At 70.5% G+C, this 14,557-nt stretch carries 11 protein-coding genes and 1 rRNA gene; 10 read left to right on the top strand and 2 right to left on the bottom strand.

The window, feature by feature from the left end; genetic code table 11:
- Positions 1-107 precede the first annotated feature (107 nt).
- The 3 genes from GSY65_RS21305 to ilvD all read left to right on the top strand — a co-directional run bounded on the left by GSY65_RS21305 (position 108) and on the right by ilvD (position 3,512).
- The gene (locus GSY65_RS21305; protein WP_159771222.1) at positions 108-929 is read left to right on the top strand and encodes a sugar phosphate isomerase/epimerase family protein; all 822 of its coding nucleotides are present in this window, start codon (positions 108-110) and stop codon (positions 927-929) included.
- Positions 926-1,543 carry a TetR/AcrR family transcriptional regulator gene (locus GSY65_RS21310; RefSeq protein ID WP_159771224.1) on the top strand — a complete coding sequence of 206 codons (618 nt, stop codon included), beginning with the start codon at positions 926-928 and terminating at the stop codon, positions 1,541-1,543. Before GSY65_RS21305 ends, GSY65_RS21310 begins: the two co-directional genes overlap by 4 nt.
- A 115-nt stretch (positions 1,544-1,658) precedes the next feature.
- Entirely contained in the window at positions 1,659-3,512 is a 1,854-nt protein-coding gene (gene ilvD / locus GSY65_RS21315) for a dihydroxy-acid dehydratase (RefSeq protein WP_159771226.1), read from the top strand.
- A 175-nt stretch (positions 3,513-3,687) separates the two neighbouring features.
- Here ilvD and GSY65_RS21320 read toward each other — a convergent pair whose 3' ends face one another.
- A complete protein-coding gene (locus tag GSY65_RS21320) occupies positions 3,688-5,877 on the bottom strand; it encodes a serine/threonine-protein kinase (protein WP_159771228.1) in 2,190 nt (729 codons plus the stop codon).
- Positions 5,878-6,060: 183 nt separating this feature from the next.
- Here GSY65_RS21320 and GSY65_RS21325 point away from each other — a divergent pair, with 183 nt between their 5' ends.
- From GSY65_RS21325 to proC, 6 genes are all read left to right on the top strand, one after another.
- Positions 6,061-6,399, top strand: coding sequence for an SH3 domain-containing protein (locus GSY65_RS21325; RefSeq protein ID WP_159771230.1), 339 nt, complete (start codon positions 6,061-6,063; stop codon positions 6,397-6,399).
- A gap of 335 nt (positions 6,400-6,734) precedes the next feature.
- Positions 6,735-7,241, top strand: coding sequence for an EamA/RhaT family transporter (locus GSY65_RS21330; protein ID WP_159776226.1), 507 nt, complete (start codon positions 6,735-6,737; stop codon positions 7,239-7,241).
- Between the two features lie 80 nt (positions 7,242-7,321).
- On the top strand, positions 7,322-8,119 hold the full coding sequence (locus GSY65_RS21335; protein ID WP_159771232.1) for a class I SAM-dependent methyltransferase: 798 nt from the start codon (positions 7,322-7,324) through the stop codon (positions 8,117-8,119).
- A 194-nt stretch (positions 8,120-8,313) separates the two neighbouring features.
- Positions 8,314-9,168, top strand: coding sequence for an ABC transporter ATP-binding protein (locus tag GSY65_RS21340; RefSeq protein WP_159771235.1), 855 nt, complete (start codon positions 8,314-8,316; stop codon positions 9,166-9,168).
- Positions 9,165-9,971: an ABC transporter permease gene (locus GSY65_RS21345; RefSeq protein ID WP_159771237.1), complete on the top strand. Its 807-nt coding sequence runs from the start codon at positions 9,165-9,167 to the stop codon at positions 9,969-9,971. Before GSY65_RS21340 ends, GSY65_RS21345 begins: the two co-directional genes overlap by 4 nt.
- Before the next feature lie 124 nt (positions 9,972-10,095).
- The gene (gene proC / locus GSY65_RS21350; RefSeq protein WP_159771240.1) at positions 10,096-10,905 is read left to right on the top strand and encodes a pyrroline-5-carboxylate reductase; all 810 of its coding nucleotides are present in this window, start codon (positions 10,096-10,098) and stop codon (positions 10,903-10,905) included.
- 66 nt (positions 10,906-10,971) lie between these two features.
- Here the strand turns inward: proC and trpS are convergent, their stop codons facing one another.
- Complete coding sequence (gene trpS, locus GSY65_RS21355) at positions 10,972-11,967, bottom strand: tryptophan--tRNA ligase (RefSeq protein ID WP_159771242.1); 996 nt, start codon at positions 11,965-11,967, stop codon at positions 10,972-10,974.
- An 820-nt stretch (positions 11,968-12,787) separates the two neighbouring features.
- Between trpS and GSY65_RS21360 the strand changes: the two genes are divergently transcribed.
- A 16S ribosomal RNA gene (locus GSY65_RS21360) occupies positions 12,788-14,314 on the top strand.
- The last annotated feature ends 243 nt before the right edge of the window (positions 14,315-14,557 follow it).

Consider the following 14,557-nt stretch of genomic DNA (forward strand, 5'->3'; position numbering starts at 1 on the left):
TCCCGGCCGACAACCCGCCCCGGCCCCCCGTGGTGAAGCCCACCCGCTCCCGGCCGACAACCCGCCCCTGCCCCCCACGGCGAAGCCCACCCCTTAGGCTGTGCTGCGTGGCAGAAGTGGTGCGGATCCCGGACGCGAAGGTCGCCCTGTCCACGGCCTCCGTCTACCCGGAGTCCACGGCGACGGCCTTCGAGATCGCCGCGCGCCTCGGCTACGACGGCGTCGAGGTCATGGTCTGGACCGACCCGGTCAGCCAGGACATGGAGGCCCTGCGCCGCCTCTCCGACTACCACCAGATCCCCATCCTCGCCGTCCACGCCCCCTGTCTGCTCATCACCCAGCGGGTGTGGTCCACCGACCCGTGGGTGAAGCTCCAGCGCGCCCAGGCGGCCGCCGAGAAGCTCGGCGCGAGCACGGTCGTCGTGCACCCCCCGTTCCGCTGGCAGCGCCAGTACGCGCGCGACTTCGTCACCGGCATCTGGCGCATGGCGGGCGAGACGGACGTACGGTTCGCCGTCGAGAACATGTACCCCTGGCGTTACCGCGACCGCGAGATGCTCGCCTACGCCCCCGACTGGGACGTGACCAAGGACGACTACCGGCACTTCACGATCGACCTCAGCCACGCCGCGACCTCCCGCGTCGACGCGCTGGAGATGGTCGACCGCATGGGCGACCGCCTCGGCCACGTCCACATGGCCGACGGCCGGGGCTCCGCCAAGGACGAGCACCTCGTGCCGGGCCGCGGCACCCAGCCCTGCGCCGCGCTGCTGGAAGGGCTCGCCCGCTCCGGTTTCGACGGCCACGTCGTGATCGAGGTCAACACCCGCCGGGCCATGTCGGGCGCCGAGCGCGAGGCCGACCTCGCCGAGGCCCTCGCGTTCACCCGGCTGCACCTCGCCTCCTCCGCGAAGGTCCCGCGGCCGTGACGTCGGCCACCCCGCGCCGCCGGGGACGGCCCCCTCGTACCGAAGCGGCCGACGCTCCCGCCGCCCGCGACCGCATCCTCGCCGCGGCCCGCGAGGAGTTCTCCGAGCGGGGCTACGACAAGACGTCGGTCCGGGGGATCGCCAAGGCCGCCGGGGTGGACTCGGCGCTCGTGCACCACTACTTCGGCACGAAGGAGCAGGTGTTCGAGGCGGCCATCACGCTCTCCTTCGCCCCGGCGGTCGAGGCGCCCAGAGCCGTCGAGGACGGCCCCCTCGACGCCGTCGGCGAACGGCTCACCCGCTTCTTCTTCGGCGTCTGGGAGAACCCCGCGACCCGTGCGCCCCTGCTCGCGATCGTGCGGTCGGCCGTGAACAACGACACCGCCGCCGCCGTGTTCCGGCGGATCATCGCCACCCAGGTGCTCCGCCGTATCGCCGGCCGGCTGGACACCCCGGACGCGGAACTGCGCGCCGAGCTGGCGGCGGCGCAGCTGGTGGGGATCGCGATGGTCCGCTACGTGATCAAGGTCGAGCCCCTGGCGTCGGCGGACCCCGAGCAGATCATCAGACGAGTGGCTCCCGTCGTGCAGGCCCACCTGACGGCATCCCCCTGAGGACACCGGAAACCGAGACGCCCGTCCCGTCATCCGGACGATGTGTCCGCCCACTGGATAACCGGCGTACGCTCGACTTCAGTCATAACTCTCCGAAGGAGCGAGGCGAGCGACGATGCCCGAGCTGAGGTCCCGCACAGTCACCCACGGCCGCAACATGGCGGGCGCCCGCGCCCTTATGCGGGCCTCCGGTGTACCGGGCGCGGACATCGGCCGCAAGCCGATCATCGCGGTCGCCAACTCCTTCACCGAGTTCGTGCCCGGCCACACCCACCTCCAGCCGGTGGGCCGGATCGTCAGCGAGGCGATCCGCGAGGCCGGCGGCATCCCCCGCGAGTTCAACACGATCGCCGTCGACGACGGCATCGCCATGGGTCACGGCGGCATGCTGTACTCCCTGCCCTCCCGCGACCTGATCGCGGACAGCGTGGAGTACATGGTCGAGGCCCACTGCGCGGACGCCCTGATCTGCATCTCCAACTGCGACAAGATCACCCCGGGCATGCTGAACGCCGCCCTGCGGCTCAACATCCCCACGGTCTTCGTCTCCGGCGGCCCCATGGAGTCCGGCCGGGCCACCCTCGTCGACGGCACGGTCCGCACGCTCGACCTGGTCGACGCGATCTCCGACGCCGTGAACGACAAGATCTCGGACGAGGACATCCTCCGCATCGAGGAGAACGCCTGTCCGACCTGCGGTTCCTGTTCCGGCATGTTCACCGCCAACTCGATGAACTGCCTGACCGAGGCCATCGGCCTGTCCCTCCCGGGCAACGGCTCGGTCCTGGCCACCCACACGGCCCGCAAGCAGCTCTACGTCGACGCGGCCAACACGGTCATGGACATCACCCGCCGCTACTACGAGCAGGACGACGAGACGGTCCTCCCGCGCTCCATCGCCTCGTTCGCGGCCTTCGAGAACGCCATGGCCCTCGACATCGCCATGGGCGGCTCCACCAACACGATCCTGCACCTGCTGGCCGCCGCCCAGGAGGCGGGAGTCCCCTTCGGCCTGAACGAGATCGACGCGGTCTCCCGCCGTGTGCCCTGCCTGGCGAAGGTCGCGCCCAACGTCGCGAAGAACCGCACGTACTACATGGAGGACGTGCACCGCGCCGGCGGCATCCCCGCCCTGCTGGGCGAACTGCACCGCGCGGGCCTGCTCAACGAGGACGTGAACTCCGTCCACAGCGCCTCCCTCGCCGACTGGCTGAAGACCTGGGACGTGCGCGGCGGCTCCCCCTCGCCCGAGGCGGTCGAGCTGTGGCACGCGGCCCCCGGCTGCGTCCGCTCCGCCGAGGCGTTCTCCCAGTCGGAGCGCTGGGACTCCCTCGACGACGACGCCGAGAACGGCTGCATCCGCTCCGCCGAGCACGCCTACTCCAAGGACGGCGGCCTCGCCGTGCTGAAGGGCAACCTCGCGGTCGACGGCTGCGTGGTGAAGACGGCCGGTGTCGACGAGTCGATCTGGACGTTCGAGGGCCCGGCGGTCGTCTGCGAGTCGCAGGAGGAGGCCGTCCAGAAGATCCTGCTGAAGGAGATCAAGGAAGGCGACGTCGTCGTCATCCGCTACGAGGGCCCCAAGGGCGGCCCCGGTATGCAGGAGATGCTCTACCCGACCTCGTACCTCAAGGGTCGCGGCCTCGGGAAGACCTGCGCGCTGATCACCGACGGCCGCTTCTCCGGCGGCACGTCGGGCCTGTCGATCGGCCACGCCTCGCCCGAGGCGGCCGCCGGCGGCACGATCGCCCTCGTCGAGGACGGCGACCGCATCCGCATCGACATCCCGAACCGCACGATCGAACTCCTCGTCGACGACGCCGAACTGGCCCGCCGCGAGCAGGCCCTGAACGGCGTCTACGCCCCCAGGAACCGCGAGCGGAAGGTCTCCGCCGCGCTGAAGGCGTACGCCGCGATGGCCACCAGCGCCGACAAGGGCGCCGTGCGCGACGTCTCCAAGCTGGGCTGACCCCAAGGCCCCAAGGCCCCAAGGCCCCACGGATCCAGGACGCTGGGCCGCCGCCGGGAGGGAACCCCGGCGGCGGCCCTCCGTGCGTCCGGCCCTCCGTGCGTCCGGTCCACCGCGGGTCCGGCCACCGGCCACGTACCCCCCCGGGCCCGCCGCGGTCACGTCCGCCGGGTGGTCACCAGCCGGCCGGGGCGCCCGCGTCCACCGCGAACACCGTGCCGTCGGGGGCGCCCGCGAGGACCCGTCCGTCGGCGACGACCGGCGTGGGCAGCGCGGCGACGACCCGGTCGGTGTCGCCGAGCCGTGGGGGAGTCTGCCCGGCGAGCCGGCCCTCGCGCGCGTCGAGCGCGAGCAGCCGGCCGTCCGCCGTGGTGAAGTACACGTACCGGCCGTCGGTCACGGGCGCCGAGCCCTGCGCCACCCCCGTCTCGGCCCGCCACAGTTGCCTGCCCGCCTTCATGTCGACGGTCACGAGCGCACCGCCGATGCCCAGCAGACAGACGCGGTCGCCCCGCACGACGGCGAGTGCCTGCTCCAGCCGCACGGGCAGCGTGAGCCGGTCCGTAGTCCCGGACGCGGGGTCGTGGCGGACGACACCGACCGTGTCGCCGTACACCCCGCCGCCGGCCAGCAGGAACAGGGCGCTGCCACTCGCCCCCACCGGCTTCAGATCACCGTCCAGCCGCGCGTCCCACTCCACGTCCCCGGTCTCGGGATCCACCGCGGTGACCCGCGTCCGCGCCCCCGTCCCCGTGCCGGTGACGCTCGCCACATAGGCCGGCCCGCCCCCGCCGAACGAGGTGAAGTACGCCTCCCGCTGCCCGGGGACGGCACGGCTCCACAGCGTGTCGCCGGTCGCGCCGTCCAGGCCGGTGACGGTGCCGTCGGCCGAGGTCAGCAGGAGCACACCGCCCACGAACCGGCGGCCGCCGTACGCCGTGAGGTCCCGTTCCCAGCGGACCTCGCCGGTCTCCGGGTCGAGGGCCTGCGACCGTCCGCCGCCGTCCGTCGAGACGTGCACCAGACCGCCCGACACGACGGGCGGTTCACTGGTGTCGCCGGTGACGGGGTGCCGCCACAGCACCCGGCCGTCGGCCGGATCCAACGCGGACACCAGCCCCGGCTGCGCGCACACCAGCGCCCCCGCCCCGTACGCGCACTGCGGCGCCCCGGACTTCTTCGGCGCCGGCCTCGTCGCCCACGCCTCGAGCGCGGGGGCGGCGGCCACGGTGGCCCGGGGCGTGGCCGTACCGTCGGCGGCCGTGTCCCCGTCGTCGCCGAGCAACCGCACCGAGCCGAGGACCCCGCCCGCGACCAGCACCAGCGCGGTGGCGACGACGAGGACCCGCCGGCGCGGCCGACCCGCCTCACCCCGCCCCGGGGCGGCGTCCGCCTGCCCGCCGTCCCTCTCGCCCGCGGTCGTACCGTCCGGGCCCGTGGAGGTCTTCTCGGCCGGTGAATCCCGCACGGCGCGCTCCCCGCCCGGCCCCGGCCCCTTCTCGCGCTGGGCCGGTATGAACGCCTGGGTGTCGTACGAGGCGGCCACGGACCGCAGCCGGTGCATCAGCTCGTCCGCCGTGGGCCGGTCCTCGGGCTCCTTGGCGAGGCAGTCCCGCACGAGCGGGGCGAGGTTCTCCGGTACGCCGGTGAGGTCCGGCTCGTCGTGGACCACCTGGTAGGCGACGACGTACGGACTGTCGGAGTCGAAGGGCCCGCGCCCGGTCGCCGCATGGACGGTCACCGAGCCGAGGGCGAAGATGTCGGCGGCCGGACCGACCTCTCTCGGCCGCCGGAACTGCTCCGGCGCCATGAACGGCGGCGTGCCGATCAACTTGCCCGTCTCGGTGCGCAGTTCGCTGTCCTTGGGGCGTGAGATCCCGAAGTCGATGACTTTGGGACCGTCCTCGGCGAGAAGCACGTTGCTGGGCTTGAGGTCCCGGTGGACCACGCCCGCCCGGTGGATGTCCCGCAGCGCCTCGGCGAGCCCCGCCATCAGCCGGCGCAACTGCCCCGGCGGCATGGGCCCGTTCCGCTTGACGTGCTCGGCGAGCGTCGGACCGGGAATGAAGAGGGTGGCCATCCAGGGCCGGGCGCTGTCGGTGTCGGCATCGACGACCGGTGCCGTGAACGCGCCGCTCACCTGCCGCGCGGCGGCGACCTCCTGTCTGAACCGCCCCCTGAACTCGGGGTCCTTGGCGAACTCGGCGTGCACCACCTTCACCGCGAGCCGCAGCCCGGAGGTCGAGGTGGCCAGGTGGACGACCCCCATGCCGCCGGACCCGAGGCATGACTCCAGGCGGTACTGACCGGCGTACTCGGGAAGTTCCGCTTCCGCTCCCGAACCGGTGTCCCGCTGTGGCGCCATGGGCACACCCCCGTGCTGTTCCGGCCGCTCGCGCGACGCACGGAGCCTAGTCGATGACACGTACGACACAGAGGCGGCTTGCTGGCCTCCACGTGCGAACGAAGCACAGGTGTGCGTGTCTTGATTCAGGGGTATCAAAGGGTCCCCATGGCTGTCATGGGGTGAAACGGGGGGAGATTTCGTATGACCATCGACCACGTCGAAGAGACCACGGGCGACGGCGAGGGGGAGCCGACGGCCACGGCCGCGACCGCCGCGACGGTGGCGGCGGCCGTCCGCTACTACTCGGTCGCCCCCGGCGTCCGCCTCAACGTCCGCAGCGGCCCGAGCACCAGCTACGGCATCGTCCGCGTCCTCCCCGAGGGCGCCAGGGTCCCGATCTTCTGCCAGACCCCGGGCCAGACCATCTCCGGCCCCTACGGCACCACCAACATCTGGGACAACATCGGCGACGGCGACTACATCTCCGACGCCTACGTCTACACCGGCGCCGACGGCTACGTGGCCGGGCGCTGCGGCTGACCGACCCGCCTCAACGGCAACCGCCACGAGACGAGAGGGTCGCCCCCGCCCGCGGACCGGGCGGGGGCGACCCGTGTGGCGTGGTGTGCGGAGCGCACCGGCCGTGGCCCTGGAACGGCCCTGGAGCGCGACGGCTCGCGGCCTCGGAGCGCACGGGCCTACGGCCTCGGAGTGCACCGACGCGGGCCCGGAGCGTACCGACGCGGGCCCGGAGCGCACCGGCCGTGGCCGCCGGCACCCCGGCCCGTGGCCGCCGCGCGCACCGGAGCGATAATCGACCCGTGAGCGACCAGCAGACCGGAACCGGGGCGAAGCCGCAGCCCGCAAAGGCGTCCGTGGCCTCCACGCCCCCGGCGGCCGCCAAGGCCCCCACCACGCCCAAGGGCCCCCTCCCCGAACCCATCCGGTTCTTCGGGACGACCTGGCTGAACCACGACGGCAACTACACCGCCCGCCGCGTGACCGTCTCCCTCGGCTCGCTCGCCGCCGTTGCGGCCTCCTGCCTCGTCCTGCGCCTCGCCTACGAGGGCCTGCGACTGGCGGCGGTCGGCGGCTTCGTCTCGATCACGGTCGTCGTCATGTTCGCCGTGTGCAGCGCCCTGGCCTTCGGCCACACCTGGGGCTCGTTCACCCGGCGCCCGGACCCGGACCGCCAGTCGTCCCTGCGCGGCCTCCTCACCATCGGCTTCATCGGCTCCCTCGCCGCCTACTTCCTCCGCTCCCTCAAGGAGGCCCCCGGCGAGTCCCTCCACCGCCGGACCCACGAGGCAGCCCTGGCCCAGTACACCCGCCGCACCAGCAGACGAACCGGCAATCCCGCCAAGCGCCGCCCGCGGGGCTGAGCCAGGACAAGCCCTTCGCGGCGTGCGGGGGGCGTGGACGCCCCCTCCTCGAACCGCCCCGGAACCACCACCATGTCCCCATGGACACCCCCCGACGTGGGTCCCGAGCCCACTCCTTCAACAGGGCGGCGGCCCAGTACGCGGCGAGCCGCCCCTCCTATCCCCCCGCCCTCCTCCCCACCGTCGAGGACCTGGCAGGCCGCCCGTTCTCCGGCTCGACCACCGTCGACGTGGGAGCAGGCATCGGCATCTCCACCGCGCTCCTCCATGCCCGTGGGGCCCATGTCCTCGCGGTCGAGCCCGGCCCCGGCATGGCCGCGCAGTTCCGCCGCACCCACCCCGGCATCCCCCTCGTCCGGGGCGACGGCGACGCCCTCCCCCTCGCCACGGCCTCCGTCGACTTCCTCACCTACGCCCAGTCCTGGCACTGGACCGACCCCACCCGCTCGGTCCCGGAAGCCCTCCGCGTACTGCGGCCCGGCGGCGCCCTCGCCCTGTGGTGGAACACCGACGCCCTCGACGTCCCCTGGATCGCCGACGCCGCCGCCCGTATCCGCCGCTTCCTCGGCCCGGACGCCGACGCGCCCATGGGGCAGACCGGTGCCATGGAGCAGACCGGCACCACCGGTGCCCCCGCCGCGCTGGAGGCCACCGCCGGCCTGCTGGACTGCGCCCGCCGCCGGATCCGCTGGAGCCGCCGGGTCTCCCTGGACACCCACCTCGCCAACATCGCGAGCCACTCGGGCTTCCTGGTGCTGGACGAGGCCACCCGGACCACCTTCGTCACCGAGGAACGAGCCCGCCTCCGGGCCCTCTTCCCCGACGAGCGGATCGAGGAGACCTACGACGTGGACCTCCTGGTAGCCACCCGCCCCTGACCCACGGTCACCCGCCGCCCGCCGCCCCTCGCCGGCCGTCCGCTGCCCGCTGCCCGCCGTCCGCCCCTGCCCACGGTCACCCGCCGCCTGACGCCTGCCGCCCACCATCCGCCGCCCGTCGTCCCCCTGCTTCATGCCCGACGCGCCCTCCGAGCGCCTTGACGCCCGTACCCACCCGGAGCACTATTCATCGCATGATGAATTACCCGCCCGGGAAGTCGGCGTCCCCGCCCCCCGACCCCGCGACAGACAACGCGAGCCCCCCGGCCCCGGGCACGCAGTCCGCCCCCGCCATCCACGCCGAGAACCTCACCGTCGTCCGAGGCCCCCGCACGGTGCTGCGCGGCCTCGACTTCGACGTCCCGCAGGGTCAGATCACCGGCCTCCTCGGCCCCTCCGGCTGCGGCAAGTCGACCTTGATGCGCTCGATCGTCGGCACCCAGGACAAGGTCACCGGCACCCTCCAGGTCCTGGGCCACCCGGCGGGCGCCCCCACCCTCCGCTCCCGCATCGGCTACGTCACCCAGGCACCCTCCGTCTACGACGACCTGAGCGTCCGCCAGAACCTCCACTACTTCGCCGCGATCCTCGACCCGGGCCGCGCCGCCGCCGACCGCCGGCACGACAACGTCGCCCGCGCCATCGCCGACGTGGACCTCACCAGCCACGCCGACGCCCTCGCCGGCACCCTCTCCGGCGGCCAGCGCAGCCGTGTCTCCCTGGCCGTCGCCCTCCTCGGCACCCCCGAACTCCTGGTCCTCGACGAACCCACGGTCGGCCTGGACCCGGTGCTCCGCCGCGACCTCTGGGACCTCTTCCACTCCCTTGCCGCCGACCGCCGGGCCACCCTCCTGATCTCGTCGCACGTCATGGACGAGGCCGAGCGCTGCCACCGCCTGCTCCTGATGCGCGAGGGCGAGATCCTCGCCGACGACACCCCCGAGGCCCTCCGCACCCGCACGCACACCGACACGGTCGAAGCGGCCTTCCTGCACCTGGTCGACGAGGCCGCCACGACAGCCTCACCCCAGAAGGAACGGAACCGATGACCCCCACGCTCCCCACCCCGAACGCGCCGCGTGACGCCACCACCGCCGCACCCCACCCGAGGGCACTCTCCTACTTCCGTACGACGGCCACGGCCACCCGAGTCCTCCGCCAGCTCGGCCACGACGCCCGCACGATCGCCCTGATGCTGCTCGTCCCGTGCCTGATGCTGTTCCTGCTGCGCTACGTCTTCGACGGCAGCCCACGCGTCTTCGACTCCATCGGCGCCTCGCTCCTCGGCATCTTCCCGCTGATCACCATGTTCCTGGTGACCTCCATCGCGACCCTCCGCGAACGCACCTCCGGCACCCTCGAACGCCTCCTCGCCATGCCCCTCGGCAAGGGCGACCTCATCGCCGGCTACGCCCTCGCCTTCGGCACCCTCGCGATCATCCAGTCCGCCCTCGCCACCGGCCTGGCCGTCTGGTTCCTCGACCTGGACGTCACCGGCTCGCCCTGGCTGCTGCTCCTCGTCGCCCTCCTCGACGCCCTCCTCGGCACCGCCCTCGGCCTCTTCGTCTCGGCCTTCGCCTCCTCCGAGTTCCAGGCCGTCCAGTTCATGCCGGCCGTGATCTTCCCCCAGCTCCTCCTCTGCGGCCTGTTCACCGCCCGCGCCAACATGCACCCCGCACTCGAAGCGATCTCCGACGCCCTCCCCATGTCCTACGCCGTCGACGCCATGAACGAGGTCCTCCGCCACACCGACATGACGGCCGCCTTCGTCCGGGACGCCTCGATCGTCGCCGGCTGCGCCCTCCTGGTCCTGATCCTGGGAGCCGCCACCCTGAGGCGCCGGACGAGGTGATCCCCTCCGCGGTCCCGGCGGCCCCCGCGTCCCGCGTCCCGCCCACCGGACACGCCCCCCGGACCCGCACCCCCGATGGGAGGATGGCCCCCAGGACGACGCACCCCTGGAGGGCACCCGCACCATGACCCAGAAAGTCGCAGTCCTCGGCACCGGAAAGATCGGCGAGGCCCTGCTCAGCGGCATGATCCGAGCCGGCTGGGCCCCCGCGGACCTCCTGGTCACCGCCCGCCGCGCCGAGCGCGCCGAGGAACTCCGCACCCGTTACGGCGTCACCCCGGTCACCAACGCCGAGGCCGCGAAGACGGCCGACACCCTGATCCTGACGGTCAAGCCCCAGGACATGGCCGCCCTCCTCGACGAACTCGCCCCGCACACCCCCGCCGACCGCCTGGTCATCAGCGGCGCGGCAGGCATCCCCACCTCCTTCTTCGAGGAGCGCCTGGCGGCGGGCACCCCGGTCGTCCGGGTCATGACGAACACGCCCGCCCTCGTCGACGAGGCCATGTCCGTCATCTCCGCCGGCAGCCACGCGAGCGAGGCCGACCTCGCGCACGCCGACGAGATCTTCGGCGCCGTGGGCAAGACCCTCCGCGTCCCCGAGTCCCAGCAGGACGCCTGCACCGCCCTCTCCGGCTCGGGCCCTGCGTACTTCTTCTACCTGGTCGAGGCCATGACCGACGCCGGCATCCTGCTCGGGCTGCCCCGCGACAAGGCCCACGACCTCATCGTCCAGTCCGCCATCGGCGCGGCCACGATGCTCCGCGACAGCGGCGAACACCCCGTCAAGCTCCGCGAGAACGTCACCTCCCCGGCAGGCACCACGATCAGCGCCATCCGCGAACTCGAGAACCACGGCGTCCGCGCCGCGTTGATCGCCGCGCTGGAGGCCGCTCGCGACCGCAGCCGCGAACTGGCCTCCGGCAACAGCTGACCCGGCCGATCGCCGGAGCCGCAGCGCCGGGGGCGGGACCCCGCCGTCACACCCCCGGCACCACGGTCAACCGGCCGACAAACCGATGGCCCGGTACGCCGCGTCCACCCTCGGCCGCGCCATCCCCCTGGCCTTCTCCGCCCCCGACCGCAACACCCCGTCCACGTACGCGGGATCGGCGCACAACTCCTTGTGCCTGCGCTGTACGGGCCTGAGCAGTTCGACCACGGCCTCCGCGGTGTCCTTCTTCAACGCTCCGTACGACCTGTACGCACCGCTCAGCTCCCCGGGGTCCCCGCCTTCGCAGGCGGCGAGGATCTCCAGCAGGTTGGCGAGCCCCGGCCGCGCCACCCGGTCGTGGACGACATCGCGCCCGCTGTCCGTCACGGCCCGCATGATCTTCTTCCGTACCACGTCCGGCTCGTCCAGCAGATAGACGATGCCCGGCCCCACGTCGTCGGTCTTCCCCATCTTCGACGTCGGCTCCTGCAGGTTCATGACCCTGGCCCCGACCTCGGGATGCGTCGCCCGCGGCACCACGAACGCCTGCCCGTAGCGCTGGTTGAACCGCACCGCCAGATCCCGTGCCAGCTCCACGTGCTGCGTCTGGTCGTCGCCGACAGGCACCTCGTCGGTGCCGTACGCCAGGATGTCCGCCGCCATCAGCACCGGATACGTCAGCAGCGACAGCCGGACACTCCCACCCCGGTCCCGCTCCCGTACGGCCTTCTCCTTGTACTGGATCATCCGCCGCGCCTCACCGTCGGTGGCCACACACTCCAGCACGTACGACAGCCGCGCGTGCTCGTCGACCTGACTCTGCACGAAGACCGTGCACCGTTCCGGATCCAGCCCGGACGCCAGCAGCAGCGTCGCCGCCTGCCGGCTGAGCCTGCGCACCCGTGCCGGATCGTGGTCCACGGTCAACGCGTGCATGTCGACCACACAGAACAGGGCGTCCGTCCGGTGCTGATCGACCTCGGCCCACCGCCGGACGGCGCCCAGGTAGTTCCCGAGCGTCAGATGCCCGGTCGGCTTGATCCCGCTGAAGACCCGCGTCATCTCTCATCCTCCTGGTCGGAACCACCGCCACCGGCCGCCCCTGGAGGGAGAAACGAGAACGGCCGCCGGGGGCGGCGGCCGTCGAGTGCGTACGTGAGCGCGGCCGCCGTCAGGCGGCCCACCACTGCTGGTGACACGTACGCGTAGTCATGCGGGTCAGGCTACGCGGCGGGCACCGTTCCCGCAGCGAGTTGACACGCCCTGCGCCCGTCCGTACTGTTCTCCGGGTTGTCCGACGTGAGCGCCGACTCCGGTCGGTCCCCGGACAGCCATTCCGCAGGTAAACACCAGCAATCGACGATCCGTCGTCGTGCCATTGGCGTGCGTACGTGCAGAATGAGGAATCCGCGTTCGAATGGACGCAGCCCCCGATTAGCTCGGGGGCCGGGAATCCGCTAAAGTCTCACTCGTCGGAACGGCCCAACAGCCGCAAAGACAAATCCCGCTGACTGGGAATCAGGCCCGAAAGGATCTGGTAGAGTCAGAACCGCCGGAAAGGGAAACGCGAAAGCGGGAACCTGGAAAGCACCGAGGAAATCGGATCGGAAAAGGATCTGATAGAGTCGGAAACGCAAGACCAAAGGGAAGCGCCCGGAGGAAAGCCCGAGAAGTTGCTCGGGTGAGTACAAAGGAAGCGTCCGTTCCTTGAGAACTCAACAGCGTGCCAAAAATCAACGCCAGATATGTTGATACCCCGTCTCCGGCCGGTTGGTCGGGGCGAGGTTCCTTTGAAATAAACACAGCGAGGACGCTGTGAACCATCGGATCATTCCTCCGGTGGTTCCGCTCTCGTGTGTGTGCACCGGATGACCGGTAAACATTCACGGAGAGTTTGATCCTGGCTCAGGACGAACGCTGGCGGCGTGCTTAACACATGCAAGTCGAACGATGAAGCCCTTCGGGGTGGATTAGTGGCGAACGGGTGAGTAACACGTGGGCAATCTGCCCTTCACTCTGGGACAAGCCCTGGAAACGGGGTCTAATACCGGATACGACGCGCTCGGGCATCCGATGTGCGTGGAAAGCTCCGGCGGTGAAGGATGAGCCCGCGGCCTATCAGCTTGTTGGTGAGGTAACGGCTCACCAAGGCGACGACGGGTAGCCGGCCTGAGAGGGCGACCGGCCACACTGGGACTGAGACACGGCCCAGACTCCTACGGGAGGCAGCAGTGGGGAATATTGCACAATGGGCGAAAGCCTGATGCAGCGACGCCGCGTGAGGGATGACGGCCTTCGGGTTGTAAACCTCTTTCAGCAGGGAAGAAGCGAGAGTGACGGTACCTGCAGAAGAAGCGCCGGCTAACTACGTGCCAGCAGCCGCGGTAATACGTAGGGCGCGAGCGTTGTCCGGAATTATTGGGCGTAAAGAGCTCGTAGGCGGTCTGTCGCGTCGGATGTGAAAGCCCGGGGCTTAACCCCGGGTCTGCATTCGATACGGGCAGACTAGAGTGTGGTAGGGGAGATCGGAATTCCTGGTGTAGCGGTGAAATGCGCAGATATCAGGAGGAACACCGGTGGCGAAGGCGGATCTCTGGGCCATTACTGACGCTGAGGAGCGAAAGCGTGGGGAGCGAACAGGATTAGATACCCTGGTAGTCCACGCCGTAAACGGTGGGAACTAGGTGTTGGCGACATTCCACGTCGTCGGTGCCGCAGCTAACGCATTAAGTTCCCCGCCTGGGGAGTACGGCCGCAAGGCTAAAACTCAAAGGAATTGACGGGGGCCCGCACAAGCAGCGGAGCATGTGGCTTAATTCGACGCAACGCGAAGAACCTTACCAAGGCTTGACATACACCGGAAACATCCAGAGATGGGTGCCCCCTTGTGGTCGGTGTACAGGTGGTGCATGGCTGTCGTCAGCTCGTGTCGTGAGATGTTGGGTTAAGTCCCGCAACGAGCGCAACCCTTGTTCTGTGTTGCCAGCATGCCTTTCGGGGTGATGGGGACTCACAGGAGACTGCCGGGGTCAACTCGGAGGAAGGTGGGGACGACGTCAAGTCATCATGCCCCTTATGTCTTGGGCTGCACACGTGCTACAATGGCAGGTACAATGAGCTGCGAAGCCGTGAGGCGGAGCGAATCTCAAAAAGCCTGTCTCAGTTCGGATTGGGGTCTGCAACTCGACCCCATGAAGTCGGAGTTGCTAGTAATCGCAGATCAGCAGTGCTGCGGTGAATACGTTCCCGGGCCTTGTACACACCGCCCGTCACGTCACGAAAGTCGGTAACACCCGAAGCCGGTGGCCCAACCCCTTGTGGGAGGGAGCTGTCGAAGGTGGGACTGGCGATTGGGACGAAGTCGTAACAAGGTAGCCGTACCGGAAGGTGCGGCTGGATCACCTCCTTTCTAAGGAGCACCTGGCCTCTTTCGGGGGGTCCAGACGCCAGAACATCAGCGAATGTCTGATGCTGGACGCTCATGGGTGGAACGTTGATTATTCGGCACGGTCGGGATGGATGAGAGCGCTAGTACTGCTTCGGCGTGGAACGCGAAGCTCATCGACTGATCGTGTCGGGCACGCTGTTGGGTGTCTGAGGGTGCGGCCGTGATGGTCGCCCTTCGGTGCCGGCCCCAGTGAACTCGAACCGG

The organism is Streptomyces sp. HM190, assembly GCF_009857135.1.
In the GTDB taxonomy this organism is placed as follows: domain Bacteria; phylum Actinomycetota; class Actinomycetes; order Streptomycetales; family Streptomycetaceae; genus Streptomyces; species Streptomyces heilongjiangensis.

Coding starts and splice junctions, on each gene's coding strand:
- ilvD (WP_159771226.1), top strand. CDS start 1,659: ATGCCCGAGCTGAGGTCCCGCACAGTCACCCACGGCCGCAACATGGCG.
- GSY65_RS21320 (WP_159771228.1), bottom strand. CDS start 5,877: ATGGCGCCACAGCGGGACACCGGTTCGGGAGCGGAAGCGGAACTTCCC.
- GSY65_RS21325 (WP_159771230.1), top strand. CDS start 6,061: ATGACCATCGACCACGTCGAAGAGACCACGGGCGACGGCGAGGGGGAG.
- GSY65_RS21335 (WP_159771232.1), top strand. CDS start 7,322: ATGGACACCCCCCGACGTGGGTCCCGAGCCCACTCCTTCAACAGGGCG.
- GSY65_RS21340 (WP_159771235.1), top strand. CDS start 8,314: ATGATGAATTACCCGCCCGGGAAGTCGGCGTCCCCGCCCCCCGACCCC.
- GSY65_RS21345 (WP_159771237.1), top strand. CDS start 9,165: ATGACCCCCACGCTCCCCACCCCGAACGCGCCGCGTGACGCCACCACC.
- proC (WP_159771240.1), top strand. CDS start 10,096: ATGACCCAGAAAGTCGCAGTCCTCGGCACCGGAAAGATCGGCGAGGCC.
- trpS (WP_159771242.1), bottom strand. CDS start 11,967: ATGACGCGGGTCTTCAGCGGGATCAAGCCGACCGGGCATCTGACGCTC.